The following is a 26,332-nucleotide window of genomic DNA, read 5'->3' on the forward strand; positions in this document are numbered from 1 at the left end:
CTGATCCGGTAACAGTCCGCTGAGAAAGGGGCTGCTTGGCAGCCCCCTCGCGGCTTAGAAGCTGGTCCGCAGTCCAACTTCCACGCTGCGCCCCGGTGCTGGCGCGATATCCCGCAGGATCGAACTGGCATAGCGCACGGTCTGGTCGGTCAGGTTCTCGCCGCGCACGAAGGCCAGCCACTGGCTCTGGCCGATGTCGAAGCGGTAGCCGACGCTGGCCCCGAGCGTGGTGTAGCCATCGGTACGGGTCTCGTTCTCAGGCTTGCGATGCTGTGATGCGGCATGTTGCACATCCACCCGTGCCTGCCAGCGGTCCAGTTCCCATACCAGTCCGCTGTTCAGCCGTAGTGGGGCAATACGCGGCAATGGCTCGCCGCTGTCGAGGTTCTTGGCCCGGGTGTAGTCGCCCGACAGTTCCAGCGCGAAGCTGCCATAGCGGTTTTCCAGCAGCTTCCAGCGATCTTGTGCCTCGATGCCGTAGAAGCGTGCACGCACGCCTTGGTAACGGTATTCGGGGAAGCCACCATCGTCATGATCGTGGTCGTGATCATCCTCGTCATGGTCATGGCCTTCACGCAGGTTGCCCGTACCGATCAGGCCGATGTAATTGCGAAAGTGGCTGTAGAACACCCCGACGCTGCCCTTGTGGGTGCCGTTGTCGAAGCGCAGGGCCAGGTCGGCGGAGATGGCTTTTTCCTTGTTCAGGCTGGCATCACCGACTTCGAAAGCGCCGGTGGCCACGTGGGCGCCGTTGGCGTAAAGCTCGTAGAACGTCGGGGCGCGTTCGGTGTAGCCGAGGTTGGCAGCCAGCGACCAGATCGGGTCGAGCTGGTACACCGCGCCTGAGGACAGGCTGAACGCATTGAAGCTGCTGGCGCTGTCGGCATCGACGAAGTTTTCATTGCCCTTGGCGTCGGGGTCGACCCGGGTATGTTCCAGGCGGGCGCCAAGGCTCAGGTTCAGGCGCTCGGTGGCCTGCCATTGTTCGAGCATGAACAGCGCCAGGCTGTCGGTGTCGGTGTGCGGAACGAAGGCTTCCTCGCCCAGCGCCGAGAACGCGTTGCGACTGACCTGTGCGCCGATCACGCCTTCAAGCGGGCCGAGCGGCTGATGACGGGCTTCGATACGGGCCTCATAGCCCTTGTTCTTGAAGGTGGTGTGTACCTCGCCTTCCTCGATCTCGCTGTGCTCGTAGTCGGTGTAGCCAGCATCGACCTTGACCGAGCTGAACGGGCCGTCCAGGTCGCGCAGTTCCGAGGCAAAGGCGTAGTGGTCCTGCTTCATGTCCAGGCGCACGCCAGCCTCGGCCACCGAGCCGTAGTTGCTGTCGTAACGGCTGTAGGACAGCCCGGCATAGCCATGCTCCCAGTTGTAGGCGCCGCCGATCGCGCCACCGTCCTGGCGGCCGTCGCTGTTTTCCAGGCGGTGGCGGCTGCCTGGCGCGTCGGCGTCACGGACCTTGGCGCTTTGCGCGTAGCCGGGAATGCGCAGGTCATTGAACTGGCGGCTGTTGGCGTCCAGGTGCAGGGCGAAGGTGCCGTCACCGGCTTCCAGCTTGCCGGCACTGCTGCGGGTGGTGTCGGCACCGCCGTAGCGCAGTTCGCCGGCACCGTGGATGCCCTCGATCGGCGAATCGGGGATGCGATTGTCGAACGTGTTGACCACGCCGCCGATGGCATTGCCGCCATAGAGCAGGGCGGCCGGGCCGCGGACGATTTCCACGCGCTCGACCGTGACCGGGTCCAGCGGCACCGCGTGGTCGTAGGACAGCGACGAGGCATCCAGAGCACCCACGCCATTGCGCAGGATGCGAATGCGGTCGCCATCCAGGCCACGAATTACCGGGCGGCTGGCGCCGGGGCCGAACCAGGTGGAGGCTACACCGGGTTGCTTGTTCAGGGTTTCACCGAGGCTGCCGTGCTGCTGTTGCAGCAGGTTGTCACCTTCAAGCACGGTGCTGGGGGCCGCCAGTTGACGGTTGCCCAGCGGGTTGGCGGTGATGACCTGGGGCTCCAGTTCCACGGCTTGGCTGGGTGATGAGGCGAGCCACAGGGCGACAGCGAGGGGGGAGAGGCGAAGCGGGATGTGCAGCATGGGGATGAGGCGTTCCTTGGCAGATGCTTTTGAAGTGTTACAATATAACATCACTATTTCAGCACAGAGGTTTTGCGCCTGGCCAGCGCTTTTTCCGCAGGCAACACGGATCCCACCTGCCACTACACTCGTGTAAGGTGCGCATCTTTCCTACGGAGCACTGGCATGAGCACGGCCCAACACAACGCGCTGCACGGCAAGACCCTCGAACAGATCCTTACCGAACTGGTGGCGCACTACCAATGGCAGGGCCTGGCCGAACGCGTTGACGTGCGCTGCTTCAAGAGCAACCCGACGATCAAGTCGAGCCTGACCTTCCTGCGCAAGACCCCCTGGGCGCGGGAGAAGGTCGAGCAGTTGTACGTGAAGCTGCAGCGCCAGGCCTGATATGCCACGGCGCCTCTGGCTGACGTCGATGGCGTTGCTTGGCTGGTTCGGCCTGGCGGTGCAGGTCTACCTGGTGCTGCTGGCACGCTGGCAGGAGCAGGCCAGCCTGATTGGCGGGCTGATCAATGTGTTCGGTTATTTCACCGTGCTGACCAATACCCTGGTGGCGACGGTACTCAGCTACGCAGCCTTTGGCCGGGCGTCAGCGGCGAGGCGCTTTTTTTTGTCGCCCTCGGTGAGTTCTGCGGTGGCGGCCAGCATCGTGCTGGTGGCATTGGCTTATAGCGTGTTGCTGCGGCATCTGTGGCAACCAGAAGGCTGGCAGTGGCTGGCGGATGAGTTGCTGCATGATGTGATGCCAGTGCTGTTCGCCTTGTACTGGTGGTTCGAGGTGCCCAAGGGCAGCCTGCGGTTCCGGCACCTGGCGGTGTGGGCGCTGTACCCGGCGGTGTATTTCGGCTATGCGCTGTGGCGGGGGAGTGAGATAGGGGCGTATGCCTACCCGTTCATCGATGTGGCGAGCCTGGGGTATGGGCAGGTGATGCTCAATGCCCTGGGCGTGTTGGCGGGGTTCTGGGGGATTGGCCTGGTCTTGCTGGGGCTGGATCGGTGGCGGGGAAGGTATGGATTGGCTTGACCTGCGCTGGCCTCTTCGCGGGTATATCGAGGCGTCGAACCGCCGCGAAGAGGCCGGTACAGAAGAGCGCAGATCACTCGTCGTCTGTGGTCCCGTCAGCACGCCAGTAAGCGGCGGCCTTCAGGGCATCCTCTGACACGCCCTTTTCCAGCAGCAATGCCTTGGCCAGGCGGGTCAGCGACTTCTCCAGCGCGACCCAGCTGTACAGCTTGCCTTCGGGCAGGTTCAGCTCCTTCAGCAACGCCAGCAGGTCCTCATCTCGTTTTACCCAGATGACTTCCACCTGCGCCGCACTCGGCAGCGGCTGGCGCTCCTGCTCATCCTCGATCTGGATCACCGCCAGCACGCGGCGGCCCGCTGGCAGCGCCTCCAGGCGCCGGCCAATCGCCGGAATCGCCGTCTCGTCACCCACCAGCAGGTAGCTGTCGAAGATATCCGGCACCACCATCGATGCCCGTGGCCCGGCGATGTTCAGGGTTTGCCCCGGTGCCGCCTGCGCAGCCCAGGTCGAAGCAGGGCCGTCGCCGTGCAGCACGAAGTCGATGTCCAACTCGTTGGCCACCAGGTCGATACGGCGCGGCGTGTACTCGCGCATGGTCGGCCGGGCACCGCCGTCACGACCCAGGTTGCGGGCGTCGATGGCTTGCTGCTGTTCGGCCGTTTCAGCGAACAGCAACTTGATGTGGTCGTCACTGCCCAGGCTGGTGAAACCCTGCAGTTCTTCACCACCCAGGGTGATGCGGCGCATGCGCGGGGTGAGGTCGGTAACCCGCAGTACCTGTAGGCGACGTTGGCGGATTTCGTGGTTGACGCGGTGAATGGTGTCACTCATGGGGATTCTCCCTGACTGGATCGGCCGGCCCGGAGGCAATGGCCTTGGCAGTGTCGTTGAGCAGGTTGCGCACCCGTTCGATTTCTTCCGGCGTCCAGCGGCCACTGTGCATGTGCAGGGCATGGCGCAGGTTGCCGACCGCTTCGTGGATTTCTGGCGGGCGCTCGTGGCCACGCAGGGCGCGCTTGCTGACTTCGATGCGCATGCGCACGCCATCCAGGGCGACGGCCTGATCGGCCAGTGCGTTACGGCCGGCAGCGGTGATGGCGTACAGGCGTTTGCTGCCGTGCACCTGGCCGCTGATCAGTTCGGCTTCTTCGAGAAAATTGAGGGTGGGGTAGATCACGCCGGGGCTCGGCGTGTAGCTGCCGTCGAACAGGTTCTCGATCTGGCGGATCAGGTCATAGCCGTGGCCCGGTTGCTCGGCCAGCATCGACAGCATCAGCAGCTTGAGGTCACCCGGGGCGAAAACCCGCGGGCCACGCTCGCCTCGGGCGGGGCGGCGTTCAAAAGGGTCATGTGCGCCATGGTCACGCATTTAGAGGTTCCCTGTGTTTCGATATATCGAAAGATATTACTCAAGATATATCTAAACACAAGCCGCTAAATGCCGATGATTATCATCTATGTTTTAGATGAATCGTTGCCATGCATGGCAACCTGCGGTGGTTTGCACTCGTTCGGGTTACCCGGCTGCAAGTACGGCATCAGGATCGGCGCCATGCCCTTGAGCACCTGCACCGGCAGCGCCGAGGTGAACTTGAACGCTTCTGCCGAGCGCCCGGGGACGAAGGCGGTCAGGGTGCCGAAGTGGTTTTCACCCAGGAAGAACACGAAGGTGGCGGTACGGTTGAGCGAGCGCGAGCCGATCAGCCGGCCACCAGCGCCGAAGCTTTCGATACGGTTGTCGCCGGTGCCGGTCTTGCCCCCCATCACCAGCGGTGTGCCGTCGTTGAGCTTGAAGCTGCCGGAGATGCGCCGTGCGGTACCGGCATCGACCACCTGCGACATGGCGCCTTTCAGCGCGCGGGCCACTTCCACCGGCAGGATTCGCACGCCGCGGTCCGGGTCGCTGACCAGCTTGGTCTCGTAGGGTGTATTGGCGGCGAAGTGCAGGGTGTCGATACGCAGCGTCGGCAGGCGCACGCCGTCGTTCTGGATGATGCCGACCAGTTCCGACAGCGCGGCCGGGCGGTCGCCGGAGCTGCCGATGGCGGTGGCCAGCGAGGGCACCAGGTGATCGAACGGGTAGCCCACGCGTTTCCAGCGCTGATGGATATCGAGGAACGCCTCGATCTCGACCATGGTGCGGATGCGGCTGTCACGCGCACCCTGGTGCCGGCTCTTGAACAGCCAGCTGTAGACTTCCTGGCGCTCGAAATGGCTGGCATTGACCATTTCGGTGAGCGTGGAGCTCGGGTGCTTCAACAGGTAGCCCAGCAGCCACAGGTCCAGCGGGTGGACCTTGGCGATATAGCCCTGGTCGGGCAGGTCGTACTTGCCGGGGCCGTAGGCTTCGTACATCTCCGCCAGCTTGCCGTCGGTGAGTTTGCCCAAGGCGATCTTGTCATCCTTGCTGTGGGCACGGACGAAGGCGTTGAAGGTTTCCTGGCCGGCTTCCGGGAACAGGTAACGGTGCACCGCAGCCAGGCGCTGCGGGGTGGCGCGCATGCTGTCGAGGAAGGTATCCAGGCGCTGTTGCGAGGTCTTGCGCTGGTATTTCTTCCAGAAGCGCATCAGGTAGCTGGTGCCTTCCTTGTCGGCGAAGCGGGCCAGGTATTCCTGGCGACGCGGGTCGGAGTCGTCCTTGAGCAGCGGCACGCGGTTGAACGGCTGCTGGTAGGTGACGTAACGCACCAGGTCGCGCATCAGGCGGATGAACGGCAGGTTGATCGACTCACGCAGGGCATCCTTGAGGGTCGGGTTGCGGTTGTTGTCTTCCTTGCGGAAGTTGTTGAATACGTGCATGCCGCCGCCGGTAAAGAACGCCTCGCCAGTGTTGGCCGAGTACTTGCGCTCCAGTGCCGCATCGAGCATGGCGTCCAGGCTCTGGTTCTTGCTGTTCTGTGCCAGCCATTCCAGCGACCACTGGGTGATGCGGTCGAGTTCGGCGACGTCGACTTTCTTCAACTCGGCTGCAGGTTTGCCGGCGTACTTGTCGTGCAGTTCGGCGATGATCTCCAGATAAGTCGTGAGCACTCGCAGTTTGGCGGTCGAGCCCAGTTCCAGTTTGCTGCCTTCGTTGATATCGAAAGGCTGGTTGGTGCTGTCGGTCTGCACCCGTACCCGCGAGCCATCGGCGGTGCGCTCGAACAAGGTGAAGCTGTAGCTCACCTGGTCGGTGGTCTTGGCGGTGAGCAGGCGTTCGCCGATCAGGCCGATCTGCGCCGCGAATTCGGGGTCGGCAAGGTTTTTCAGGTACTGGCTGACTTGCAGCTGCAGGTCGGCCTGCAGGGTACTGGTGGCCGACACATCCAAGCGGTCAAGGTCGTACAGCGGCCGGTTGAGCATGGCCGCCAGGCGGTTGCGGGCCAGGCTGATGCCTTTGTTGGTGATGATCGGCACGATGGTCGGCTGGGCGACCCAGTCGCGGTAGACCGCCTTGCTGGCCAGCGCTGCATCGGCCAGCGGTTGCTCGATGATCTTGGCGGCCGCCAGCACGCGGATGTGCGCGTCGGTGAGCTCGGCCAGTTCGACGCGGCCCTTGGACAGGTAATGCGAAGGTCGGCGCTGGGCGATCATCAGCGACAGCACCTGGCGCAGGGCCAGGCCGCGCGCGGCCATGCTGTCCGGGTCGGTGGCGGTGGAGGTCAGCGCCTGGTTGACCTGGTCGAAATCGGCGCCGTACCACACCCGCAGGCCCTCGGCCATGCCATGCACCTCGCCATGCCCGGGCACAGCCGACAGCGGCACGCTGTTGAGGTAGTCACGCACGATCCGGTGGCGCGCTTCGCTGGTATCGGGGCCACCCTGGTAGGCGCGCACGCTGGCCGAGATCATCTGGCGGATCTTCTCGGCACCATTGACGGTCAGGCCATCCGGCGAATGGCGGTACTTCTCCAGCTGGGTGGCGAGGGTGCTGCCACCCGCCGACTGACCGGGCAGGGCCAGGTACTTGGCTACCTGGCTGTAGGCAGCCTTGGCAAAGCGCGGCCAGTCCACGGCCGGGTTGTTCTTCACGTCCTTGGTATCGAGCAGGTCGCGGTTTTCGATGAACAGCAGGCTGTTGACCATCACCGGCGGGATGGAGGCGAAATCAGGGTACAGGTGCTGCGGGTAGTTGTACTGGTACAGCATCTCGCCCCGGCAGTCGGTGATCGACAGGCCGGCCTGGATCTTCTCGATATAGGGGGCGAACAGACCATGCTCGACATAACGCATCAGGGCCGGAGAGAACTGCACCTGTTCGCTGATCAGGTAATCGCGTTTCAGCAGGCGTGGCAGGAACTCGCCCAGCCCGCTGTAGCCCAGGCGCTTGTCGAACGGCCCTTCGCCCGGGTAGATGATTGCATCGCTCGGCCCTGGCTGCAGCGAATAGGTAAGGGTGGTGGCCAGCTTGCTGAATTCGCGCGATTGCAGGTTGGAGGTGCGGAACTCGTCGTAGGCAGCGAAACCGATGGCGATCAGTGCGACCAGCAGAATCAGGAAAATCAGCCGCCACCAAAGCCTGCGCTGACGTGGGGGCTGCGGTTGTGGCGTCTTGGCCGGAGGTGCTTCAGATGCTTCCGTTCTGGTTGGTTCCGATTGCCACAGTGCGCCCATAGTCTTCTATCCGGCCAGGTATTTTCGTCTTGCTTGTCTGAAGCTTAGACGTTGGCGGGAACAGGTGAAAAAATTGTAGGAAGCCGAGAAAAGTGGCTTAGGCCATGCGGCTTTGGTGTGGGTTTATTCCTGCGGCGTTGTTGTTAGGGTGGCAGCGGAACCGGGGTTGGTGCAGTCACCTCCGAAAAACTCTCTGAATTTTCCTGTTTATACAGCGAAAACCCCTGTATCGGACTTCCTATACTGCTCGGCCCTTCGCCCTGCCGGCCGCTCTAGACCGGCACACAGGCCGGCCCACGAGGCCAGCCTGGCAAGCCAACGCCACGCCTATCGGCATGGCCGGTGCTGCACGAAGGCCAACTCCAATAACAAAATGAGGTTGTATTGCTATGCCAGTCGGCAACCATCCTGCCCCTGCCGAGCCCTCCGAGGGCGGCCCGCTCAAGCGTGAGCTGGGCGAACGGCACATTCGTCTGATGGCGCTGGGCGCCTGTATCGGCGTCGGTCTTTTCCTTGGTTCGGCCAAAGCCATCGAAATGGCCGGCCCCGCGATCATGCTTTCCTACATCATTGGTGGCCTGGCGATCCTGGTGATCATGCGTGCCCTCGGCGAGATGGCCGTGCACAACCCGGTCGCTGGCTCGTTCAGCCGCTATGCCCAGGACTACCTTGGCCCGCTGGCGGGCTTTCTCACCGGCTGGAACTACTGGTTCCTGTGGCTGGTGACCTGCGTCGCGGAAATCACCGCGGTAGCCATCTACATGGGCATCTGGTTCCCTGACGTGCCGCGCTGGATCTGGGCCTTGATGGCGCTGGGCAGCATGGGCGCAGTCAACCTGATCGCGGTCAAGGCGTTCGGCGAGTTCGAGTTCTGGTTTGCGCTGATCAAGATCGTCACCATCATTGCCATGGTCCTCGGTGGCATTGGTGTGATCGCGTTCGGCTTCGGCAATGACGGCGTCGCCGTGGGCATTTCCAACCTGTGGAGCAACGGCGGCTTCATGCCCAACGGCGTGACCGGCGTGCTGATGTCGCTGCAGATGGTGATGTTCGCCTACCTGGGCGTGGAAATGATCGGCCTTACCGCCGGCGAAGCGCGCAACCCGCAGAAAACCATCCCCCAGGCGATCGGTTCGGTGTTCTGGCGCATCCTGCTGTTCTACGTCGGTGCCCTGTTCGTGATCCTGTCGATCTACCCGTGGGACGGCATCGGCAGCCAAGGCAGCCCGTTCGTCATGACCTTCGAGCGCCTGGGCATCAAGACTGCTGCCGGCATCATCAACTTCGTGGTGATTACCGCCGCGCTGTCGTCGTGCAACGGCGGCATCTTCAGCACCGGGCGCATGCTCTACAGCCTGGCGCAGAACGGCCAGGCTCCGGCCGCCTTTGCCCGCACCTCGAAAAGCGGTGTGCCGCGCAATGCGCTGCTGCTGTCGATCGCTGCCTTGCTGCTGGGCGTGCTGGCCAACTACCTGGTGCCGGAAAAGGTGTTCGTCTGGGTGACGTCGATTGCTACCTTCGGCGCGATCTGGACTTGGGTGATGATTCTGCTGGCGCAGATCAAGTTCCGCGCCAGCCTGTCGACCGCCGAGCAGAAGGCGCTGAAATATCGCATGTGGCTGTGGCCGCTGAGCTCCTACCTGGCCCTGGCCTTCCTGGTGCTGGTGGTGGGCCTGATGGCGTACTTCGAGGACACTCGCGTGGCGTTGTACATCGGCCCGGCGTTCCTGGTCGTGCTGACGGTGCTGTACTACACGCTGCGTCTGGCACCGCGCCAGGAGCCCGGCGCGGTCAACGGCCTCGCCTGAACCCAAAAGCCCCGGCCTGCAGCCGGGGCCTTGCTGTCAGCGGCTCGCTGCCGTGCCTGCTGGCGCCAGGCCCTGGGCCAGGATCATCAGGCTGATGCCCAGCAGCGCGGTGTCCTTGATCAGGAAGCTTCCGTAGTGGTTCAGCCATGGGAAACCACCGGATTGCGCATCCCAGATGGGGACGCTGAGCATGGTTGACAGGGTGATGATGAACGTCAGCGAGCACAGCGCCCCCCCGGCGATGGCAGCCTTGCTGCTCCAGCGTGAGGCCAAGACGAGGATCGCCGCCAGTATCTCGACGATGCCCAGGAAATAGGATGCGCCCGCCTCGCCGAACAGCAGGTGGAGCCAGGCCAGCCAAGGCGTATTGCTGATCAGCGGTATCAGCGCCTCCACTTCGATGGCAGTGAACTTGAGCAGGCCGATCATCAGCATTGGCAAGGCCACGCCCAGCATGGCGATCAGACTGCCGGTCGCCTGTAACTGGCAAGGCGTCGGCAGATACGGAAGGTCAGTAAATCGTTGCATTAGCGACATTGTGCAGGCTCCTTGAGAACGTGCACCAGTATTGGTAGACGGGTTGTACTTCGCTATGAGGTGGTAACCACGCAGGTTGTGGGAATCGGCGCTATGCATTACGAGATGGACTTGGGCGTGCGTGGACCGCCAGCGTCAACTGGCATATTTGCCAGTAGTGCGTCTGCGAGGTTTACCCTAAGTTGGTCGGCAGGTGAAAACGCGAAGGCGTTGGATATGCCGGCATTTATCAAATACATCATTGTGGGCATCTTCAACACCGCCATTCATGTGGTGGTGTTCACCGCCATGCAGGTGGCGGGCAATGGCCAGGCACTTAGCAACTTGGTCGCCTTCATCATTGCCACTTCCTTTTCATTCCTGGGCAACGCCAGGTTCACCTTCAGAGTGCCTGTTTCGCTCATGCGCTACGTCGTGTTCGTAGCGGGAATGGGCAGCATCAGTGTGTGGGTGGGGCACCTTGCCGATGGGCGCGGCTGGACGCCATGGCTGACGGTCGGGCTGTTTTCGCTGGTCAGCCTGTTGCTGGGCTTTGTATTTTCGCGATGGGTCTTCACGGAGAAGCGTAGATGGATATTTCGCTGATCGTGCCAGTGTTCAATGAGGAGCAGGCGATCAGGCCGTTCTATGACGCAGTGCGCCAGGCGCTTGCCAGCCAGGCAGATCAGGTCGAACTGATCTTTATCAATGACGGTAGTCAGGATGGAACCGAAAAACAGATCCGCCAACTGATTGCGGGTGATCCCGATGTCGCCCTCATCGACCTTTCACGCAACTTTGGCAAGGAAGCTGCGTTGTTCGCCGGGCTGGAGCAGGCCAGTGGCGATGCCGTCATTCCGATCGACGTCGACCTGCAAGATCCGGTCGAGGTGATTCCACTGCTGATCGAACAATGGCGAGCAGGTTTCGATGTCGTGCTCGCCAAACGACGTGATCGTGCATGCGAAAGCTACCTGAAGCAATTCACGGCGGCTGGGTTTTACTTCCTGTTGAACCGGATCTCGCAGATTCGCATCGAGAAGAATGTCGGTGATTTCCGCCTGCTCGATCGCAAGGTCGTGGAGGTGATCAAGTCGATGCCCGAACAGCAGTTGTTCATGAAGGGCATGCTGTCGTGGCCTGGCTTCAAGACTGCGGTGGTGGAGTACGAGCGCTCTTCGCGCCTGGTGGGCAGGAGCCGTTTCAGCGGCTGGAAACTTTGGAACCTGGCACTGGACGGCATCACCTCGTTCAGCACGGTGCCTTTACGTTTGTGGACCTACGTTGGTGTCAGTATTGCCTTTGCCTCGCTGGCCTACGCAGGTCTGCAAGTGGCAGATAAATGGTTGTTCGGAAACCCGATACCCGGGTACCCCTCGCTGATCACTGCCATCCTCTTTCTAGGTGGCGTGCAGTTGATTGGCATCGGGGTATTGGGTGAGTACATCGGGCGGATCTACCTGGAGTCAAAGCACCGCCCACGTTATGTCATAAGGACGACGGCCGGCATCAGGTCGCCCCGGCAAGCTCGATCGAACCTCGAAGAAGAGTGATGGTGAACTTGCCACGTCAAACGCGCCTGTCCAGGTTTGTGGGTGATCAGCGAGACGCTGTGCAGTTGTTCGCAGGTATCTTGATTGTCGTGCTGGCCTGCATCGTCCGGCTGTACCACATAACTTCGCCCGTCTTGTGGATGGATGAAGCCTATTCAGTGTTGCTGGCCCGCTTTTCTGTACCGGAAATACTGTTCCACGTTACCCGTGATGTCCACCCGCCACTGTATTACCTATTGCTGCATTACTGGATCATTGTTTTCGGCGACAGTCTGCTCGCCGTGCGAGGCCTTAGTGTGGTCGTTAGCGCCATGGCGATTGCGCAGCGCTTGGCCAATCGCAGGGCCGCGCTGCTGACAGGCGTTATATTCGCCTTGTTGCCCATCGCTGTGCGTTACAGTCAGGAACCACAACGCTGTGGGTTTTCCTTACCTTGGACGAAGCAAGGGATGTTCCTGCCGCGCGGTTGCCCGATTCGAGCGCGGTGAAGCTTATGCCTTGCTGGTTTCGGTCCGCCCGCCAGTCAATGGTCAGGCCACGGCCTGGTCATGCGGCTCGAAACTGTCGGCCCGGGCCATCTGCCACATGCGCGAGTAGAACTGCCCGTTGACCTCGCCGGTGAGCAACTCGCCCGGCTTGAGGAACACATGCATCTGTGAGAACAGCTTGATCTCGGTGGCCGACACGCGTCGCACCAGGTGCTTGGCCTCCAGTTGCGCCGGGTGCTCAAGGCCCGCTGCGGCCAGCATCTCGGCCAGCGCCCGCAGGGTGTTGTGGTGGAAGTTCAGCACCCGCTGGGCCTTGTCCGGCACCACCAGGGCGCGCTGGCGCAGCGGGTCTTGGGTGGCCACGCCGGTCGGGCATTTGTTGGTGTGGCAGCTCTGCGACTGGATGCAGCCGATGGCGAACATGAAGCCGCGCGCCGAGTTGGCCCAGTCGGCGCCGATGGCCAGTGCGCTGGCAATGTCGAAGGCGCTGACGATCTTGCCGCTGGCCCCGAGCTTGATCTTGTCGCGCAGGTTCAGGCCGACCAAGGTGTTGTGCACGAACAGCAGGCCTTCGCGCAGCGGCACACCGATGTGGTCGGTGAACTCCACCGGCGCGGCGCCGGTGCCGCCTTCCTTGCCATCGACCACGATGAAGTCGGGCAGGATGCCGGTTTCCAGCATGGCCTTGGCGATGCCCATGAATTCCCACGGGTGGCCGAGGCAGAACTTGAAGCCTACCGGCTTGCCGCCGGACAACTCACGCAGCTGGGCGATGAAGTGCATCATTTCGATCGGGGTGGAGAAGGCGCTGTGGCGCGAGGGCGAAATGCAGTCCACGCCCATCAGCACACCACGGGTTTCGGCAATTTCCTGGGTCACCTTGTGCTTGGACAGGATGCCACCGTGGCCGGGCTTGGCGCCCTGGCTCATCTTGATCTCGATCATCCGCACCTGCGGGGTGCGGGCTTGGGCGGCGAAGCGTTCCGGGTCGAAGCGGCCATCAGCGGTGCGGCAACCGAAGTAGCCGCTACCCAGTTCCCACACCAGGTCGCCACCGTTTTCGCGGTGATAGGGGCTGATGCTGCCTTCGCCGGTGTCGTGGTGGAAGTTGCCCAGCTTGGCACCCTTGTTCAGGGCGCGGATGGCGTTGGCGCTGAGCGAGCCGAAGCTCATGGCCGAGATGTTGAAGATCGACGCCGAATATGGCTGGCTGCATTGCGGCCCGCCGACGATGACGCGGAAGCTTGCCGGGTCGGTCAGTGGCGCCGGGCGCATGGAGTGGCCGATGAATTCGAAGCCCGACTCGTAGACGTCGATCAGGGTGCCGAAGGGTTTGTCCGAGGCTTCGTTCTTGGCCCGGGCGTACACCAGCGAGCGCTGGGCGCGGGAGAAGGGCAGGGCGTCGCTGTCGGCTTCCAGCAGGTACTGGCGGATTTCCGGGCGGATGGCCTCGACCAGGTAGCGGATGTTGCCGAGGATCGGGTAGTTGCGGCGCACCGCGTGGCGTTGCTGCAGCAGGTCGAACACCCCGATCAGGCTGAGTACTCCGGTGGCCAGGGTGAACGGCCACAGCCATTCGTGGTGGAGGAACGGCAGGCTCGCCAGGGTGAACAGTACACAGGCGGTGAAGAAGGCATAGCGGCTGAGAAGTGACAGGCTCATACGGGATCCTTGCGATGGCGCGGTCAGGCTCAGGGCCTGGAGCAAACCCCGACCATAGCCAACTTGCGTGGCAGTGCAAATCAAAATCGGGGTAGCGAAAATCATTCTCGCCCGGGGGCGCTCGATCTCACAGGCGCTAAAACCCTGTCGGTGTACGCAGCAATTTCTGCTTCCAGTCTTCCTGCTCCTGCGCCGAGGCATCCACCAGATAGCTGTAACGCCCAGCCACCCGCACCGCCACCGGCACGCCATCGCGATACAGCAGCCGGTTGCCACCGACCGCAGGCACTTTCGCCCCGGGCAGCAGCGACCCGATCAGGTTCAGCGGGTCGCTGGCACTCACCACCACCAACCCTCCATCCAAGGCTCGCCGGCGTACCTGCCGCAGCAGCCCGACCGCCTCCGGCAAGGCGAACTGCTCACCGGCCAGCCCGGCAATGAAACGCCCGCCACGAATCTCGCCACGCGCTTCCAGCCGGTGATAGCAACGCAGCAGTTCACGCCAGGGCGGCAGCACATCGCTCTCTCGCTCCAGCAACCGCCAGCAGACCACCCCATAGCGCCGCAACAGGGCGCGGGCGATGTGCTCCAGGCGCTGATGCTCGTCGACATTGCCACTGCCCCGCCGCAACAAGGCCCAGCGCCCGGCGTGGGCCATGCTGCTGGACAGCGACGGATGACCGCGCCGGCTGTTGCGCGAGGTGCGCTTGGCCGCCGGGGTGATCAGGCTGCGCAGGCCGGTGAAACTGTCGGCGCCTACCAGGCCGGCACCGACCAGCTCTTGCAGCGCCGTTTCCAGCTCGCTAGGCAGCAGGTGGGCATCAACGGTCAACTCGTCAAAGAACAACGCACCATGAGCCTGCAACGCCTCAAGCACGCGTTTTGCCCGGCCGCCAATGGCTTCTGCAGCCGGCTCAGGGGCGAGGCTACGCCACAGCCCCATGTGCTCACGCGGCAGCAACACCAACGGTGTGCTGGACAAGGTATTGCTCGCCAGCGTCGCCGCTAGCCGGCTCCAGGCAAACTGCCCGCTGCGGCAGGCATCGTCCAGCCAGTGCGGGCTGTAGTCCTTGATGCGTGCGGGCAGCAGTTCCGCTTCCCAGGCGCCAGCGGCACTGGGAAAACCCTCCAACTGCCCCAGCACTTCGGCCACTGCCTGGGGACCGCGCAGGCGCTCGTCAGGGGCCAGGTGCTGCCAGTCGAACAGAAAACGCATGAAGTCCTGCAGGCTGACCGGCTCGATCTCTCGGCGCAGGCGTTTCACCGTGTAGCGATGGATACGCGCCAGCAGGTGGCGCTCACACCATTGCACGGCCAATGCGCCTGGGCTGAAGTGACCACGCAGCACATAGCCTTCGGCTTCCAGGCGGGCCAGCGCCTGCTCGACCTCAACAGCAGGCTTGCCCAGTGGTGCGGCAATCTGCGCCACGCTCAGCGGGCCGTAGCCGCTCAGGCGGGCGCGTAACAGTTCGCTCAGTGCGCGGTCCGGGTCGATGGCCTGGTCGAAGCCGGGCAGTACCCCCAGTGCGGGCTCCAGGCGCGCTGCCGGATACAGCGTTTGCAGCAGGTTCAGGCGTTCGCGCGCCAACCAGAGCTTTTCATCGGCCAGGCGCAGGGCACGCCCGGCCTTGGCCAGCTGGCGCAGCAGCAAGTCCCAGCTGGGGTTGGCCTGGACTTCAGCATGGCTGATGGCGCCCAGGGTCATCAGCGCCTCGTGCATCTCGTCAGCATTGCCCGGCTGCGGCCAGGCCTCGGCCTGCACGGCGGTGATGGCATCGGCGTCCAGCGCGCCGAGGTCGTCGCCGTCATGCACTTCATTCCAGCGCCGGTTGAGCACCGCTTGGGTGCGTCGCTCCTCCAGCGGGGCGTTGTCGAGGAAGGTGTAGGGCCGTGCATTGAGAATCGCCGAGGCCAGCGGCGAGGGGGCTGGCAGGTCGCGGCACAGCAGGCGCACCTGGCCGCTTTCCATGCGCCGCAGCAATGCCAGCCAGCCTTCGCTGTCCATGGCCTCGTGCAGGCAGTCGTCGAGGGTCTGCTCGACCAGCGGGTGATCGGGGATCTGCCGTTCACCGACGATGTTTTCCAGGCAGGCGATCTGGTCGGGGAACACCGCAGCGATCAGGTCTTCGCTCTTCATGCGCTGGATCTGCGGGGCCACCTTGCGCCCGCCGACGAAGCGCGGCAGGGCCATGGCCACGCCCGCATTCCAGCGCCAGCGCACGCCGAACAAGGGCGCGTCGAGCACGGCCTGGATAAGGATCTGTTCGGCGTTGCGGCTGTTGAGGTAGCGCCACACTTCATCGAGTTCGAAACTGTGGCTGGTCGACAGCGACAGCACGATGGCGTCCTCGCTGGCCGCCGCCTGCAGCTCGAAATTGAAGGTGCGACAGAAGCGCTTGCGCAGGGCCAGGCCCCAGGCGCGGTTGATGCGGCTGCCATAGGGCGAGTGGATAATGAGCTGGGTGCCGCCAGACTCGTCGAAAAAGCGCTCCATCACCAGGGTCTGCTGCGAGGGCAGGGCACCCAGCACTTCGCGGGTGCGGCCTAGGTAGTCGAGCAATTGGCTGGCGCTGGTTTCGCTCAATTCAAAGGTGCTCTGCAGCCACTGCAGCACTGCTGCAAGATCGCCTTCGTTCAGCCCAAGCTGTTGGTCGATGCGCGACTGCAAGCGAGCGACCGCAGCGGACAGTTCATCGCTGCGCCCTGGTGCTTCGCCAAGCCAGAACGGAATGGTGGGTGGCAGGCCCTGAGCGTCCTCGACCCGAACCCGGCCAGGCTCGACCCGCAGGATGCGGTAGGACGCGTTACCCAGCTGAAAGATGTCGCCAGCGATGCTCTCCACGGCGAAGTCTTCGTTGACGCTGCCGATGTTCAGCGCCTGCGGTTCGAGCAGCACCGCATAGTCGGCATTCTCGGGAATGGTGCCGCCGCTGGTCAGCGCCGTCAGCTGGCTGCCTCGTCGGCCGCGCAAGGTGGCGCTGACCGCATCGCGATGCAGATAGGCGCTACGGATGCCCAGGCGGCCGTTGTAGCCTTCGGCGAGCATGCGCAGCAGCGCCTGGTAATGCGCTGGGTCGAGCTCCGCGTACGGCGTAGCCTGGCGCAGGCAGTCGAACAACGCCTGTTCCTGCCAGGCCTGGTTGCTGACTTCGGCGACGATCTGCTGGGCCAGCACGTCCAGCGGCGCCTTGGGTATATGCAGTTCGTCGAGCTCGCCCAGGCGGATAGAGTCGAGCAAGGCTACGCATTCGATCAGGTCGTCTCGCGAGGTTGCGAACAGCCGCCCTTTGGGAATGCCGTCGACCTGGTGCCCGGAGCGCCCGACACGCTGCAGGAAGGCGGCGATCGAGCCGGGCGACTCGATCTGGCAGACCAGGTCGACATCGCCGATGTCGATACCCAGCTCCAGCGAGGCGGTGGCCACCAGCACCTGCAACTGGCCGTTCTTCAGGCGCTGTTCGGCGTCCAGGCGCAGTTCCTTGGCCAGGCTGCCATGGTGCGCGGCCACCGCTTCCTTGCCCAGGCGGTCGCTGAGGTGACGAGTGATGCGCTCGGCCAGGCGCCGGGTGTTGACGAATACCAGCGTGGTGCGGTGTTCGCGGGCGAGGGCCGCCAGGCGGTCGTAGACCAGGCCCCAGACGTCCGTGGCCATGACCGCGCCGAGCGGCACCGGCGGCACTTCGATGGCGAGGTCGCGCTGGCGCGCATGGCCGACGTCGACGATCGCGCAAGGGCGTTGCTGGCCGACCAGGAATTGCGCCACGCGCTCCACCGGCCGTTGGGTGGCGGACAGGCCGATGCGCCGCAGCGGGCGCCCGCACAAGGCCTGCAAGCGTTCCAGGCTCAGCGCCAGGTGGGCGCCGCGCTTGTTGCCGGCCAGGGCGTGAATCTCGTCGACGATGACCGTGTGCACGCTGGCCAGGCCTTCGCGGCCGGACGCCGAGCCCAGCAGCACGTACAGCGATTCGGGGGTGGTCACCAGAATATTCGGCGCCAGTTTGCGCATTGCCGCGCGCTCCTTCTGCGGCGTATCGCCGGTGCGCACGGCGGTGGTGATGCGCGGGGCTTTCAGGCCCAGCCCCTGGAATGCCTGGCTGATGCCTTCGAGCGGGGCCTGCAGGTTCAGGCGGATGTCGTTGGACAGCGCCTTGAGTGGCGACACATAGACGACCTGGGTTTGCGCAGGCAGCTCGCCGCCATGCTCCAGTGCTTCGCGGAACAGTTCATCGAGCACGGCCAGGAAAGCGCTCAAGGTCTTGCCCGAACCGGTCGGCGCGGCGAGCAGCATTGATTGGCCGGCATGGATCAGCGGCCAGGCACGGGCCTGGGCATCGGTAACCGTGGCGAAGTGGCGGCGGAACCAGGTGCCGACGGCCGGGTGGAACAGCTCGAGCACCGGGTGCTGGTGGGCTGGCAGGTTCATACGTTGGTTATGGCGGGTCGGCGTGCGCTTGGCAAGGGGCCGTTCGTCGTGGATCTTCTGTAGACTGTCGCCTTTTCAGCGAGCCCACCCATGCCCAACATCATCCGCATCGCCGCCGCCCTGTTGATCGACCCGCAAGGCCGCACACTGCTGGTGCGCAAGCGTGGCACCCAGGCGTTCATGCAACCTGGTGGCAAGATCGATGCCGGGGAGTCGCCGGTTCAGGCACTGACGCGCGAACTGTTCGAAGAGCTGGGCCTGCGCATCGACCCCGCCCAGGCAGTGCACCTGGGCCAGTTCAGCGCGCCGGCCGCCAACGAGCCAGGCTTCGAGGTGCAGGCCGAGCTGTTTCGCGTCGACAGCGCCGAGGCCGTGGCCCCGGCGGCGGAGATTGAGGAAGTGGTGTGGCTGGCCGCCGACCAGGCACCGGTACTGGAGCTGGCACCGCTGACCCGCGACCTGATCCTGCCGCTGTACCGCCAGGCCGTCAGCGTACCGCGCTGACACCGTCGAGGGTGGCGAACGAGGTGTCCTTGGCGGTCAGCAGGAAGTCGCGCATGTAGGGCGCATCGAGCATGTCGGTGCGCACCGCCGCATACAGCGTGGCAAACAGGCCTTTCTCGCCCAGGCGCTTGCCCTTCACATAGCCGCGCGAGCTGTACTCGTGCAGCGCCCAGTGCGGCATGCCGCACACGCCACGGCCGCTGGCCACCAGCTGCATCATCATCACCGTCAGCTCGGACGTGCGCACGGCAGCCGGCTCGATGTCGGCTGGCTCCAGGAAGCGGGTGAAGATATCCAGGCGGTCGCGCTCCACCGGGTAGGTGATCAGGGTCTGGTCGAGCAGGTCCTGGGGCACGATGTACGGTTTGCTGGCCAGCGGGTGCTGGTTGGCCACGGCGAGCATGGCTTCGTAGGTGAACAACGGCACATAGGTGATGCCGGCCAGGTCCAGCGGGTCGGAGGTCACCACCAGGTCGAGGTCGCCCCGGGCCAGCGCCGGCAAGGGGGCGAAGGCAAAGCCCGAGGCCAGGTCCAGCTCCACTTCCGGCCAGGCATCGCGGAATTGGTCGATGGTTGGCATCAGCCACTGGAAGCAGCTGTGGCATTCGATGGCCATGTGCAGGCGCCCGGCAGTACCACCGGCCAGGCGGGCGATGTCACGCTCGGCGCCGCGCAGCAGCGGCAGGGTGGCATCGGCCAGTTGCAGCAGGCGCAGGCCGGCGCTGGTGAAGCGGATCGGCTTGGTCTTGCGCACGAACAGTGGCAGGCCCAGGCGCTCTTCAAGCTCCTTGAACTGATGGGACAGCGCCGACTGGGTCAGGTGCAGGCGTTCGGCGGCCTCCACCAGGCTGTCGGCCTCGCGCAGGGCATGAAGGGTTTTCAGGTGGCGGATCTCCAGCACAGCTGACTCCGAGCAAATTTTAAAGGAAAACGGGCAATGAGTTGAGTTTCGCTCATGTTGCCCCAGGCTGTCGACTGGGCGATTGGCCGCACCGCTCGGCAGGGTTCATCAAACTGTCACTGAACTGTGGCAGCGCGCCCGAATTAAATTCATCAGACTCGCGCTCTACTGGGGATCTGCATTCTGGTGTTTCTTTCATGCGGGCTTTTCTGCTGTTTTTCTTTCTGCTGTTCAGCGCTTCGGCAAGCTTCGCCGACACGCGTTGCGACGCCCATGTGCCGGTACAACGTGCCGAAATCGGTGAGCTGAGCCTGGTTTACCAGAGCGTCGGCGCGCCTCGTGATCCGGCCTTGCTGCTGGTCATGGGCCTGGGCGGGCAACTTATCCATTGGCCTGACGATGTGGTCGAGGCGCTGTGCCGCCAGGGCTTCCGGGTAATTCGTTATGACAATCGCGATGTCGGCCTGTCGCGCTGGAACCAGCTGCCGCCTTCGGCCAACCTCACGGTCGAGCTGTTGCGCTACAAGCTGGGCCTGCCGGTATCGGCGCCCTATACCCTGACCGAGATGGCCAATGACGGCCTGCGCTTGATGGATGTACTGGGTATCCGCCAGTTCCATGTGCTGGGGGTCAGCATGGGCGGGATGATCGCCCAGCACCTGGCAGCCATGGCGCCGGAGCGGGTGCGTAGCCTGACCCTGGTGATGTCCAGTTCAGGAGCGGCCGGGCTGCCGGCGCCGGCCCCGGCGTTGGTGCAGTTGCTGGCGCGGCGCAGTGCACCGAATCGTGAGGTGGCCATCGAGCAGCAGGCCGACCTGCTGGCGGCGTTGGGCAGCCCTGAGGTGCATGACGACCGGGCCGCATTGTTGCAGCAGGCGGCGGTGGCGTATGACCGGGCGTTCAACCCGGAGGGTGCCAAGCGCCAGATCATGGCGATCCTGGCCGAGCCGAGCCGGGTGCAGTTACTGAATGCGTTGCGCGTGCCGACGCTGGTGGTGCATGGCACGGCCGACCCATTGTTGCCGGTGATGCATGGGGTGCATTTGGCGGCGCATATCCAGGGGAGCCAGCTGCGGCTGATTCCGGGGTTGGCGCATCGCTTCCAGGAGAAATTCAAGGCGCCGCTGCTGGCGGCGGTACTGCCTTACCTGCAGTCGCATCGGCAGGATGTCAGCCATATCGCCGGCCTTTGATTTGGCGTCGCCGGCTCTTCAGCCGAGCCCGTACTTCTTCACCTTGTCGAACAGCGTGGTCTTGGCCATGCCCAGCTCCTGGCTGGCCTGGCTGAGGTTGCCGCCGGTGCGTTGCAAGGCATCGCTGAGCAGGTTGCGCTCGAACGCTTCCACCGCCTCGGCAAACCCGACCCCTTGGCTGGCGCCACCGCTCGGGCCTTTCTTGAACGCTGGCAGCCCCAAGGCATAACGCTCGGCCACGTTGCGCAGCTCGCGCACGTTGCCTGGCCACTCATGGGCCATCAACCGCGACAGGGTCTGGCTGTCCAGCGTCGGCGCTTCGCGGTCGAAGCGCAGCGCCGACTGCTGCAGGAAGTGCTCGAACAGCTGCAGGATGTCTTCCCGGCGCTCGCGCAGCGGCGGCAGCTCCAGGGTCACCACGTTCAAGCGGTAGTAAAGGTCGCTACGGAACTGCCCGGTCTGGCCGAGGGCGTCGAGGTCGGATTTGGTGGCTGCAATCACCCGGCAATCCACCGCAATGCTCTGGTTCGAGCCCAGGCGCTCCAGGGTGCGCTCCTGCAGCACGCGCAGCAGCTTGATCTGCAGGTTGATCGGCATGCTCTCGACCTCGTCGAGAAACAGCGTGCCACCATTGGCGTGTTCGATCTTGCCGATGCGGCGCTTGCCAGCACCGGTGAAGGCGTTGGCTTCGTGGCCGAAGATCTCGCTCTCGAACAGGGCTTCCGGCAGGCCACCACAGTTCAGCGCTACGAACGGCTGGCCTTGACGCCGGCTGAAATCGTGCAGGCAGCGGGCGACCAGCTCCTTGCCGGTGCCGGTTTCACCTTCGATCAGCACGTTGGCCGAGGTATCGGCGACGTTGGCGATCAGCTCGCGCAGGTGCTCCATGGCCGGCGAACGGCCGATGATGCGCCCCTCCAGGCTGCTCTGTTCGGCCAGCTGCCGGCGCAGGGCCACCACCTCGCGTGACAGCCCGCGCTGCTCCAGCGCACGGCGCACCACATCGACCAGGCGCTCGGGTGAGAACGGCTTCTCCATGAAGTCGTAGGCGCCGTTGCGCATGGCACCGACCGCCATGTCGATATCGCCATGGCCGGTGATCAGCACCACCGGCAGGCTGCGGTCGCGGGCCTTGAGGCGGTTGAGCAGCTCCAGGCCGTCGATGCCCGGCAGGCGGATATCGCTGACGACGATCCCGGCAAAATCATCGCCGATGCGCTCCAGGGCCTGTTCGGCACTGCCGACGCCCTCACAGGCGATGTCTTCCAGGGCCAGCGCTTGCTGGCAGCCGAGCAGCACATGCGGGTCGTCTTCAACGATCAGGACGGTAAGTGGCGCTGGATTCATGGTTGCTCTGCCGATTCGCTGGGGGGCGTGACCAGGGGCAGGGCGAGGACGAAGGCTGTGCCGCCGGTGGCGGGGTGCTCGACGTTCAGGCTGCCCTTGGCGGCGGCGGCAAGGCTCGCCGAGAGGGTCAGCCCCAGGCCCAGGCCGTGTTCGCCCGGTTTGGTGGTGAAGAAAGGTTCGAACAGGTGCTTGCGGGTTTCGGCATCGATGCCGTGGCCGTTGTCGCGCACCCGCAGGCGGTACTTGTCGCCTTGCAGCTCGCCTTCGAGCCACAGCTCGGGCAGTGGCTGGGTGGCCATGGCATCCAGGGCGTTGCCGATCAGGTTGACCAGGATCTGCTCCAGGCGGGTCTGGTCGATGGCCAGCTGCTGGTCGTCGAACTGATTGTGCAACTGCAGATGGCAGCCGGCAATGCGGTTGCTCAGTACCTGCAAGGACGCCTCCACGGCCTTGGCCAGTGACGCCTGGCCGCTGTCGTCACCGCGCCGGGCGAACGAGCGCAGGCTGGCGGTGATGCGGCCCATGCGGTCGATCAGGTCGTTCATGGTGCGCAGGTTGGTGCTGGCGGTTTCCAGTGCGCCTCGCTCAAGAAAGCGCACGGTATTGCCAGACAGGGTACGCAGTGCCGCCAGCGGCTGGTTGAGCTCGTGGGCGATGCTGGTGGACATCTGCCCGATCGCCGCCAGCTTGCCGGCCTGGACCAGTTCGTCCTGGGCATGGCGCAGGGTCTGTTCGGCATGCCGGCGTTCACGGATCTGGCCTTTGAGCCGTTCGTTGCTGGCGCGCAGGTCGGCGGTGCGGTCGGCGATGCGCCGTTCCAGCTGGCTGTTGGCTTCTTCCAGTGCCTCGCGGGCGGCCAGGCGCGTGGCAACGACCTTGCGCCGCTCGTTCCAGGCGATACCGAGGATGGTCAGCAGGGCGAAGGCCACGCCGACCAGGATGCCTTGCACCATGGACTCGCGGCGCAGGTCCTGTAGTGGGGTGAGCAGGGTGAAGTGCCAGGGCGTGTCGGCCAGGCGCCGGGTCTGCGCCAGGTAGCTTACTTCGTGGGGCTTGCCGCGGGCGGTTTCGGTGTTGGCCGGGAAGGTCAGTTTCTCGACACCATCGGCCAGGGTTTCCCGCGCCAGCGGCTGCAGTTCGTTCAGCGGCCACCAGTAATACTGCAGGCTGCGCGCCAGGCGCTCCTTGATCTGCGGGGTCAGCGGGCGCACCGATTTCAGGCGCCGTGCCGGGTCGCTGGAGAGAATGATGATGCCGTTCTCGTCGCTGACGAAGGCTTCCAGGCGGGCGCGCTGCCAGCGCTCTTCGAGGGTGTCCAGGCGGACCTTGATCACCGCCACGCCGATGATCTTGCCGTGTTCTTCCAGACCGTGGGCGAGGTAGTAGCCAGCTTCGCCCGTGGTGCTGCCGATGCCGTAGAACCGGCCCGGTTCGCCGCGCACGGCGCTCTGGAAATAGGCCCGGAATGACAGGTCTTCACCCAGGAACGAATCGGCATCGCGCCAGTTGCTGCTGGCCTGCACCCGGCCGTTGGTGTCGAGGACGAAAATCGCCCGGCTGCGGCTGCGGCGGTTCAGGCCTTCGAGGTATTCGTTGACGGTCTGCCGATTGGCGCCATCAGGGTCGGTGAGCAGCAGCGAGACGCTGTCTTCCAGCTCCAGCAGGCTCGGCAGGTAGGTGTACTTGCTGATCTCGCTCTCGACCGTGCGCGCATGCAACTCCAGCGCGCGCTCGCCGCTTTCGCTCAAGGTGCGGATGCCGTTGCTCTCGCTGATCAGGAAGCCGGCCATGCCCAGCCCGACCATCAGCAGGATGATCAGGGGCGGCAGCAGCAATTGACGAATCAGACGGGATTTCACGGCGGGCTTGGCAGGGAGAAGAAGCGAAGGGTCGCATTTCATCACAGTGGCCTTGTCACGGCCAGCATCCGCTGCCGGGCGAACCCTGGCAGCGGTGCCGTTGTTGCCGAATCAGTGTTGCAGGATCTTGCTGAGGAAGTGCTGGGTGCGTTCGTGGCGGGCGCTCGGGTTGCCGAAGAAGTCTTCCTTCTGGCAGTCCTCGATGATGTTGCCCTTGTCCATGAAGATCACTCGGTTTGCCACTTTGCGGGCGAAGCCCATTTCGTGGGTCACGCACATCATGGTCATGCCTTCGTTGGCCAGTTCGACCATCACGTCCAGTACTTCGTTGACCATCTCCGGGTCCAGCGCCGAGGTCGGTTCGTCGAACAGCATGACGATCGGGTCCATCGACAGCGCGCGGGCAATGGCCACGCGCTGCTGCTGGCCACCGGACAGCTGGCCGGGGTGCTTCTTGGCGTGGGCGCCGAGGCCGACACGGTCAAGCAGGGCCAGGCCCTTCTTGGTCGCTTCCGCCTCGCTGCGGCCGAGCACCTTGCGCTGGGCGATGGTCAGGTTCTCGGTGATGCTCAGGTGCGGGAACAGCTCGAAGTGCTGGAACACCATGCCGACCCGCGAACGCAGCTTGGGCAGGTTGGTCTTGGGGTCGGCGATCGAGGTGCCATCGACCACGATGTCGCCCTTCTGGAATGGCTCCAGGGCGTTGACGCACTTGATCAGGGTCGATTTGCCCGAGCCCGAAGGGCCGCAGACTACAACCACTTCACCCTTCTTGACCTCGGTGCTGCAGTCGGTCAGCACCTGGAAGTCGCCGTACCACTTGTTGACGTTCTTGATGGAAATCATACGGTGATCCTTTTTTGCAGGCGCTTGACCAGCCACGAAGCGGAGAAGCTGATGACGAAGTACACGACCCCGGCGAAGATCAGGAACTCATGGGAGCGCCCGATGATGTCGCCGTTGGCACGTGCCGAGTTGAGGAAGTCCACCAGGCCCACGGTGTATACCAGCGAGGTGTCCTGGAACAGGATGATGCTCTGCTGCAGCAGCAGCGGGGTCATCTTGCGGAAGGCCTGGGGCAGGATGATCAGGCGCATGGTCTGGCCGTAGGTCATGCCCAGGGCCTGGGCAGCGCCCATCTGGCCCTTGGAGATCGACTGCACACCGGCGCGGACGATTTCGCAGAAGTAGGCGGCCTCGAACATCATGAACGCCACCACGCACGAGGTGAATGCACCCACCGGGGTGTCCTCGCCGGTGATCCAGCGCAGTACGAACGGCACCGCCAGGTAGAACCAGGTGATCACCAGCAGCAGCGGGATCGAGCGGAAGTAGTTGACGTATGCACCGGCCAGGCGCGACAGCAGCTTGCTCGACGACAGGCGCATCAGCGCCAGGATGGTGCCCAGCACGATGCCGCCGACCACGCCCATGATCATCAGTTGCAGGGTAAGGATCATGCCGTCCCAGAGGGCGGGCAAGGCGGGGATGATTTCGCTGAAATCCATGTCCATTTACTTGCCCCCCACGGAGATCAGGCCAGGCACGGCGACTTTCTTCTCGACCATGCGCATCAGCAGCATCAGGCCCATGTTCAGGGTGAAGTAGATCAACGTGGCCAGGGTGAAGGCCTCGAACAGGTTGGCCGAGAATTCGGCGGTCTGCTTGGTCTGCGCCAGCAGCTCCATCAGGCCGATCAGCGAGGCCACCGAGGAGTTCTTGAACACGTTCAGGAACTCCGAGGTGAGCGGCGGAATGATGATCCGGTAGGCCTGCGGCAGCAGCACGTTGTTGTAGATCTGCGGCAGGCTGAAGCCCATGGCGCGGGCGGCGGCTTCCTGGCCGCGGGGCAGTGCCTGGATACCGGTACGCACCTGTTCGCAGACGCGGGCGGCGGTGAACAGGCCCAGGCAGATGACCACGCTGATCAGTGCCGAAGTGGTCGGGTTGAGGTCTTGCTTGAACCATTCCTGCAGGCCTTCGGGCAGCAGGTCCGGCACCAGGAAGTACCAGATGAACAGCTGCACCAGCAGCGGCACGTTGCGGAACAGTTCCACGTAGGCGGTGGCGATGCCCGATACCAGACGGTTCGGCACGGTACGCATGACGCCGAGGACCGACCCCAGCAGCAATGCGATGATCCAGGCGGTGATGGCGATGGCGATGGTCCAGCCCAGACCGGTGATGTACCAGTCCAGATAGGTCTCGCTGCCCACGCCGGTGGACTTGAAGAACACGCCCCAGTCCCAGTTGTAATTCATCGGGATTTCCCCTCAGACGGTTGTTTCACGGGCACCTTCCAACATCCGAGGGCGTAAGGCCCTCGGATGAAAGGTTAGACACTAACAGGTGGCCTGCTCGTTTAA

At 64.0% G+C, this 26,332-nt stretch carries 21 protein-coding genes; 8 read left to right on the forward strand and 13 right to left on the reverse strand.

Annotated features, from left to right (window positions below):
* Positions 1-54: 54 nt before the first annotated feature.
* On the reverse strand, positions 55-2,094 hold the full coding sequence (locus tag ABE528_RS08225; protein ID WP_346652641.1) for a TonB-dependent receptor: 2,040 nt from the start codon (positions 2,092-2,094) through the stop codon (positions 55-57).
* A gap of 165 nt (positions 2,095-2,259) precedes the next feature.
* Here ABE528_RS08225 and ABE528_RS08230 point away from each other — a divergent pair, with 165 nt between their 5' ends.
* Complete coding sequence (locus ABE528_RS08230) at positions 2,260-2,481, forward strand: VF530 family protein (RefSeq protein ID WP_008093990.1); 222 nt, start codon at positions 2,260-2,262, stop codon at positions 2,479-2,481.
* Between the two features lies 1 nt (position 2,482).
* Positions 2,483-3,118 carry a Pr6Pr family membrane protein gene (locus ABE528_RS08235; RefSeq protein ID WP_346652642.1) on the forward strand — a complete coding sequence of 212 codons (636 nt, stop codon included), beginning with the start codon at positions 2,483-2,485 and terminating at the stop codon, positions 3,116-3,118.
* 73 nt (positions 3,119-3,191) lie between these two features.
* Here the strand turns inward: ABE528_RS08235 and ABE528_RS08240 are convergent, their stop codons facing one another.
* The 3 genes from ABE528_RS08240 to ABE528_RS08250 all read right to left on the reverse strand — a co-directional run bounded on the left by ABE528_RS08240 (position 3,192) and on the right by ABE528_RS08250 (position 7,712).
* Positions 3,192-3,950 (reverse strand): siderophore-interacting protein, encoded by a 759-nt coding sequence (locus tag ABE528_RS08240; protein WP_346652643.1) that lies wholly within the window; start codon positions 3,948-3,950, stop codon positions 3,192-3,194.
* Positions 3,943-4,488: a PadR family transcriptional regulator gene (locus ABE528_RS08245; protein ID WP_152954550.1), complete on the reverse strand. Its 546-nt coding sequence runs from the start codon at positions 4,486-4,488 to the stop codon at positions 3,943-3,945. The genes ABE528_RS08240 and ABE528_RS08245 overlap by 8 nt, the downstream gene beginning before the upstream one ends.
* A gap of 86 nt (positions 4,489-4,574) precedes the next feature.
* Positions 4,575-7,712: a transglycosylase domain-containing protein gene (locus ABE528_RS08250; RefSeq protein ID WP_346652644.1), complete on the reverse strand. Its 3,138-nt coding sequence runs from the start codon at positions 7,710-7,712 to the stop codon at positions 4,575-4,577.
* A gap of 389 nt (positions 7,713-8,101) precedes the next feature.
* On the opposite strand from ABE528_RS08250, the gene ABE528_RS08255 reads away from it, so the two are divergent.
* Entirely contained in the window at positions 8,102-9,520 is a 1,419-nt protein-coding gene (locus ABE528_RS08255; RefSeq protein WP_152954546.1) for an amino acid permease, read from the forward strand.
* Between the two features lie 36 nt (positions 9,521-9,556).
* Here ABE528_RS08255 and ABE528_RS08260 read toward each other — a convergent pair whose 3' ends face one another.
* Entirely contained in the window at positions 9,557-10,057 is a 501-nt protein-coding gene (locus ABE528_RS08260) for a DUF417 family protein (RefSeq protein WP_346652645.1), read from the reverse strand.
* 216 nt (positions 10,058-10,273) lie between these two features.
* Here ABE528_RS08260 and ABE528_RS08265 point away from each other — a divergent pair, with 216 nt between their 5' ends.
* Genes ABE528_RS08265 through ABE528_RS08275 form a run of 3 tightly spaced genes read left to right on the forward strand, consistent with a single transcriptional unit; the run spans position 10,274 to position 12,077 of the window.
* Positions 10,274-10,642, forward strand: a complete 369-nt coding sequence (locus tag ABE528_RS08265; RefSeq protein WP_346652646.1) for a GtrA family protein — start codon at positions 10,274-10,276, stop codon at positions 10,640-10,642.
* A complete protein-coding gene (locus tag ABE528_RS08270) occupies positions 10,627-11,589 on the forward strand; it encodes a glycosyltransferase family 2 protein (RefSeq protein ID WP_346652647.1) in 963 nt (320 codons plus the stop codon). The genes ABE528_RS08265 and ABE528_RS08270 overlap by 16 nt, the downstream gene beginning before the upstream one ends.
* A 2-nt stretch (positions 11,590-11,591) precedes the next feature.
* Complete coding sequence (locus tag ABE528_RS08275) at positions 11,592-12,077, forward strand: glycosyltransferase family 39 protein (RefSeq protein ID WP_346652648.1); 486 nt, start codon at positions 11,592-11,594, stop codon at positions 12,075-12,077.
* Between the two features lie 42 nt (positions 12,078-12,119).
* Here ABE528_RS08275 and ABE528_RS08280 read toward each other — a convergent pair whose 3' ends face one another.
* Together ABE528_RS08280 and ABE528_RS08285 are read right to left on the reverse strand one after the other, a co-directional pair.
* The gene (locus tag ABE528_RS08280) at positions 12,120-13,739 is read right to left on the reverse strand and encodes an FMN-binding glutamate synthase family protein (protein ID WP_346652649.1); all 1,620 of its coding nucleotides are present in this window, start codon (positions 13,737-13,739) and stop codon (positions 12,120-12,122) included.
* Positions 13,740-13,875: 136 nt separating this feature from the next.
* The gene (locus ABE528_RS08285; protein ID WP_346652650.1) at positions 13,876-18,162 is read right to left on the reverse strand and encodes a DEAD/DEAH box helicase; all 4,287 of its coding nucleotides are present in this window, start codon (positions 18,160-18,162) and stop codon (positions 13,876-13,878) included.
* A 90-nt stretch (positions 18,163-18,252) separates the two neighbouring features.
* Here ABE528_RS08285 and ABE528_RS08290 point away from each other — a divergent pair, with 90 nt between their 5' ends.
* On the forward strand, positions 18,253-18,666 hold the full coding sequence (locus ABE528_RS08290; protein WP_346652651.1) for an NUDIX domain-containing protein: 414 nt from the start codon (positions 18,253-18,255) through the stop codon (positions 18,664-18,666).
* Here ABE528_RS08290 and metR read toward each other — a convergent pair.
* Entirely contained in the window at positions 18,650-19,567 is a 918-nt protein-coding gene (gene metR / locus ABE528_RS08295; RefSeq protein ID WP_003258025.1) for a transcriptional regulator MetR, read from the reverse strand. The genes ABE528_RS08290 and metR overlap by 17 nt on opposite strands.
* A 197-nt stretch (positions 19,568-19,764) precedes the next feature.
* On the opposite strand from metR, the gene ABE528_RS08300 reads away from it, so the two are divergent.
* Entirely contained in the window at positions 19,765-20,760 is a 996-nt protein-coding gene (locus ABE528_RS08300; protein WP_346652652.1) for an alpha/beta hydrolase, read from the forward strand.
* 18 nt (positions 20,761-20,778) lie between these two features.
* On the opposite strand, the gene ABE528_RS08305 is transcribed toward ABE528_RS08300, so the two are convergent.
* The 5 genes from ABE528_RS08305 to ABE528_RS08325 all read right to left on the reverse strand — a co-directional run bounded on the left by ABE528_RS08305 (position 20,779) and on the right by ABE528_RS08325 (position 26,227).
* Positions 20,779-22,107 (reverse strand): sigma-54 dependent transcriptional regulator, encoded by a 1,329-nt coding sequence (locus tag ABE528_RS08305; RefSeq protein ID WP_346652653.1) that lies wholly within the window; start codon positions 22,105-22,107, stop codon positions 20,779-20,781.
* Positions 22,104-24,008, reverse strand: a complete 1,905-nt coding sequence (locus tag ABE528_RS08310; RefSeq protein WP_152954528.1) for an ATP-binding protein — start codon at positions 24,006-24,008, stop codon at positions 22,104-22,106. Before ABE528_RS08310 ends, ABE528_RS08305 begins: the two co-directional genes overlap by 4 nt.
* 69 nt (positions 24,009-24,077) lie before the next feature.
* A complete protein-coding gene (locus ABE528_RS08315) occupies positions 24,078-24,812 on the reverse strand; it encodes an amino acid ABC transporter ATP-binding protein (RefSeq protein ID WP_152954526.1) in 735 nt (244 codons plus the stop codon).
* Complete coding sequence (locus ABE528_RS08320; RefSeq protein WP_152954523.1) at positions 24,809-25,480, reverse strand: ABC transporter permease subunit; 672 nt, start codon at positions 25,478-25,480, stop codon at positions 24,809-24,811. Before ABE528_RS08320 ends, ABE528_RS08315 begins: the two co-directional genes overlap by 4 nt.
* On the reverse strand, positions 25,481-26,227 hold the full coding sequence (locus ABE528_RS08325) for an amino acid ABC transporter permease (RefSeq protein WP_085675218.1): 747 nt from the start codon (positions 26,225-26,227) through the stop codon (positions 25,481-25,483).
* Positions 26,228-26,332 lie beyond the last annotated feature (105 nt).

Source organism: Pseudomonas sp. TWI628 (assembly GCF_039673865.1).
GTDB lineage: Bacteria > Pseudomonadota > Gammaproteobacteria > Pseudomonadales > Pseudomonadaceae > Aquipseudomonas.

Excerpts from the sequence above, each read along its gene's own strand:
- ABE528_RS08300 (WP_346652652.1), top strand. The coding sequence starts at position 19,765 with ATGCGGGCTTTTCTGCTGTTTTTCTTTCTGCTGTTCAGCGCTTCGGCA.
- ABE528_RS08250 (WP_346652644.1), bottom strand. The coding sequence starts at position 7,712 with ATGGGCGCACTGTGGCAATCGGAACCAACCAGAACGGAAGCATCTGAA.
- ABE528_RS08305 (WP_346652653.1), bottom strand. The coding sequence starts at position 22,107 with ATGAATCCAGCGCCACTTACCGTCCTGATCGTTGAAGACGACCCGCAT.
- ABE528_RS08235 (WP_346652642.1), top strand. The coding sequence starts at position 2,483 with ATGCCACGGCGCCTCTGGCTGACGTCGATGGCGTTGCTTGGCTGGTTC.
- ABE528_RS08255 (WP_152954546.1), top strand. The coding sequence starts at position 8,102 with ATGCCAGTCGGCAACCATCCTGCCCCTGCCGAGCCCTCCGAGGGCGGC.
- ABE528_RS08230 (WP_008093990.1), top strand. The coding sequence starts at position 2,260 with ATGAGCACGGCCCAACACAACGCGCTGCACGGCAAGACCCTCGAACAG.
- ABE528_RS08290 (WP_346652651.1), top strand. The coding sequence starts at position 18,253 with ATGCCCAACATCATCCGCATCGCCGCCGCCCTGTTGATCGACCCGCAA.
- ABE528_RS08260 (WP_346652645.1), bottom strand. The coding sequence starts at position 10,057 with ATGTCGCTAATGCAACGATTTACTGACCTTCCGTATCTGCCGACGCCT.
- ABE528_RS08225 (WP_346652641.1), bottom strand. The coding sequence starts at position 2,094 with ATGCTGCACATCCCGCTTCGCCTCTCCCCCCTCGCTGTCGCCCTGTGG.
- ABE528_RS08270 (WP_346652647.1), top strand. The coding sequence starts at position 10,627 with ATGGATATTTCGCTGATCGTGCCAGTGTTCAATGAGGAGCAGGCGATC.
- ABE528_RS08310 (WP_152954528.1), bottom strand. The coding sequence starts at position 24,008 with ATGAAATGCGACCCTTCGCTTCTTCTCCCTGCCAAGCCCGCCGTGAAA.
- ABE528_RS08285 (WP_346652650.1), bottom strand. The coding sequence starts at position 18,162 with ATGAACCTGCCAGCCCACCAGCACCCGGTGCTCGAGCTGTTCCACCCG.
- ABE528_RS08325 (WP_085675218.1), bottom strand. The coding sequence starts at position 26,227 with ATGAATTACAACTGGGACTGGGGCGTGTTCTTCAAGTCCACCGGCGTG.
- ABE528_RS08240 (WP_346652643.1), bottom strand. The coding sequence starts at position 3,950 with ATGAGTGACACCATTCACCGCGTCAACCACGAAATCCGCCAACGTCGC.
- ABE528_RS08315 (WP_152954526.1), bottom strand. The coding sequence starts at position 24,812 with ATGATTTCCATCAAGAACGTCAACAAGTGGTACGGCGACTTCCAGGTG.
- ABE528_RS08320 (WP_152954523.1), bottom strand. The coding sequence starts at position 25,480 with ATGGACATGGATTTCAGCGAAATCATCCCCGCCTTGCCCGCCCTCTGG.
- ABE528_RS08280 (WP_346652649.1), bottom strand. The coding sequence starts at position 13,739 with ATGAGCCTGTCACTTCTCAGCCGCTATGCCTTCTTCACCGCCTGTGTA.
- ABE528_RS08245 (WP_152954550.1), bottom strand. The coding sequence starts at position 4,488 with ATGCGTGACCATGGCGCACATGACCCTTTTGAACGCCGCCCCGCCCGA.
- ABE528_RS08265 (WP_346652646.1), top strand. The coding sequence starts at position 10,274 with ATGCCGGCATTTATCAAATACATCATTGTGGGCATCTTCAACACCGCC.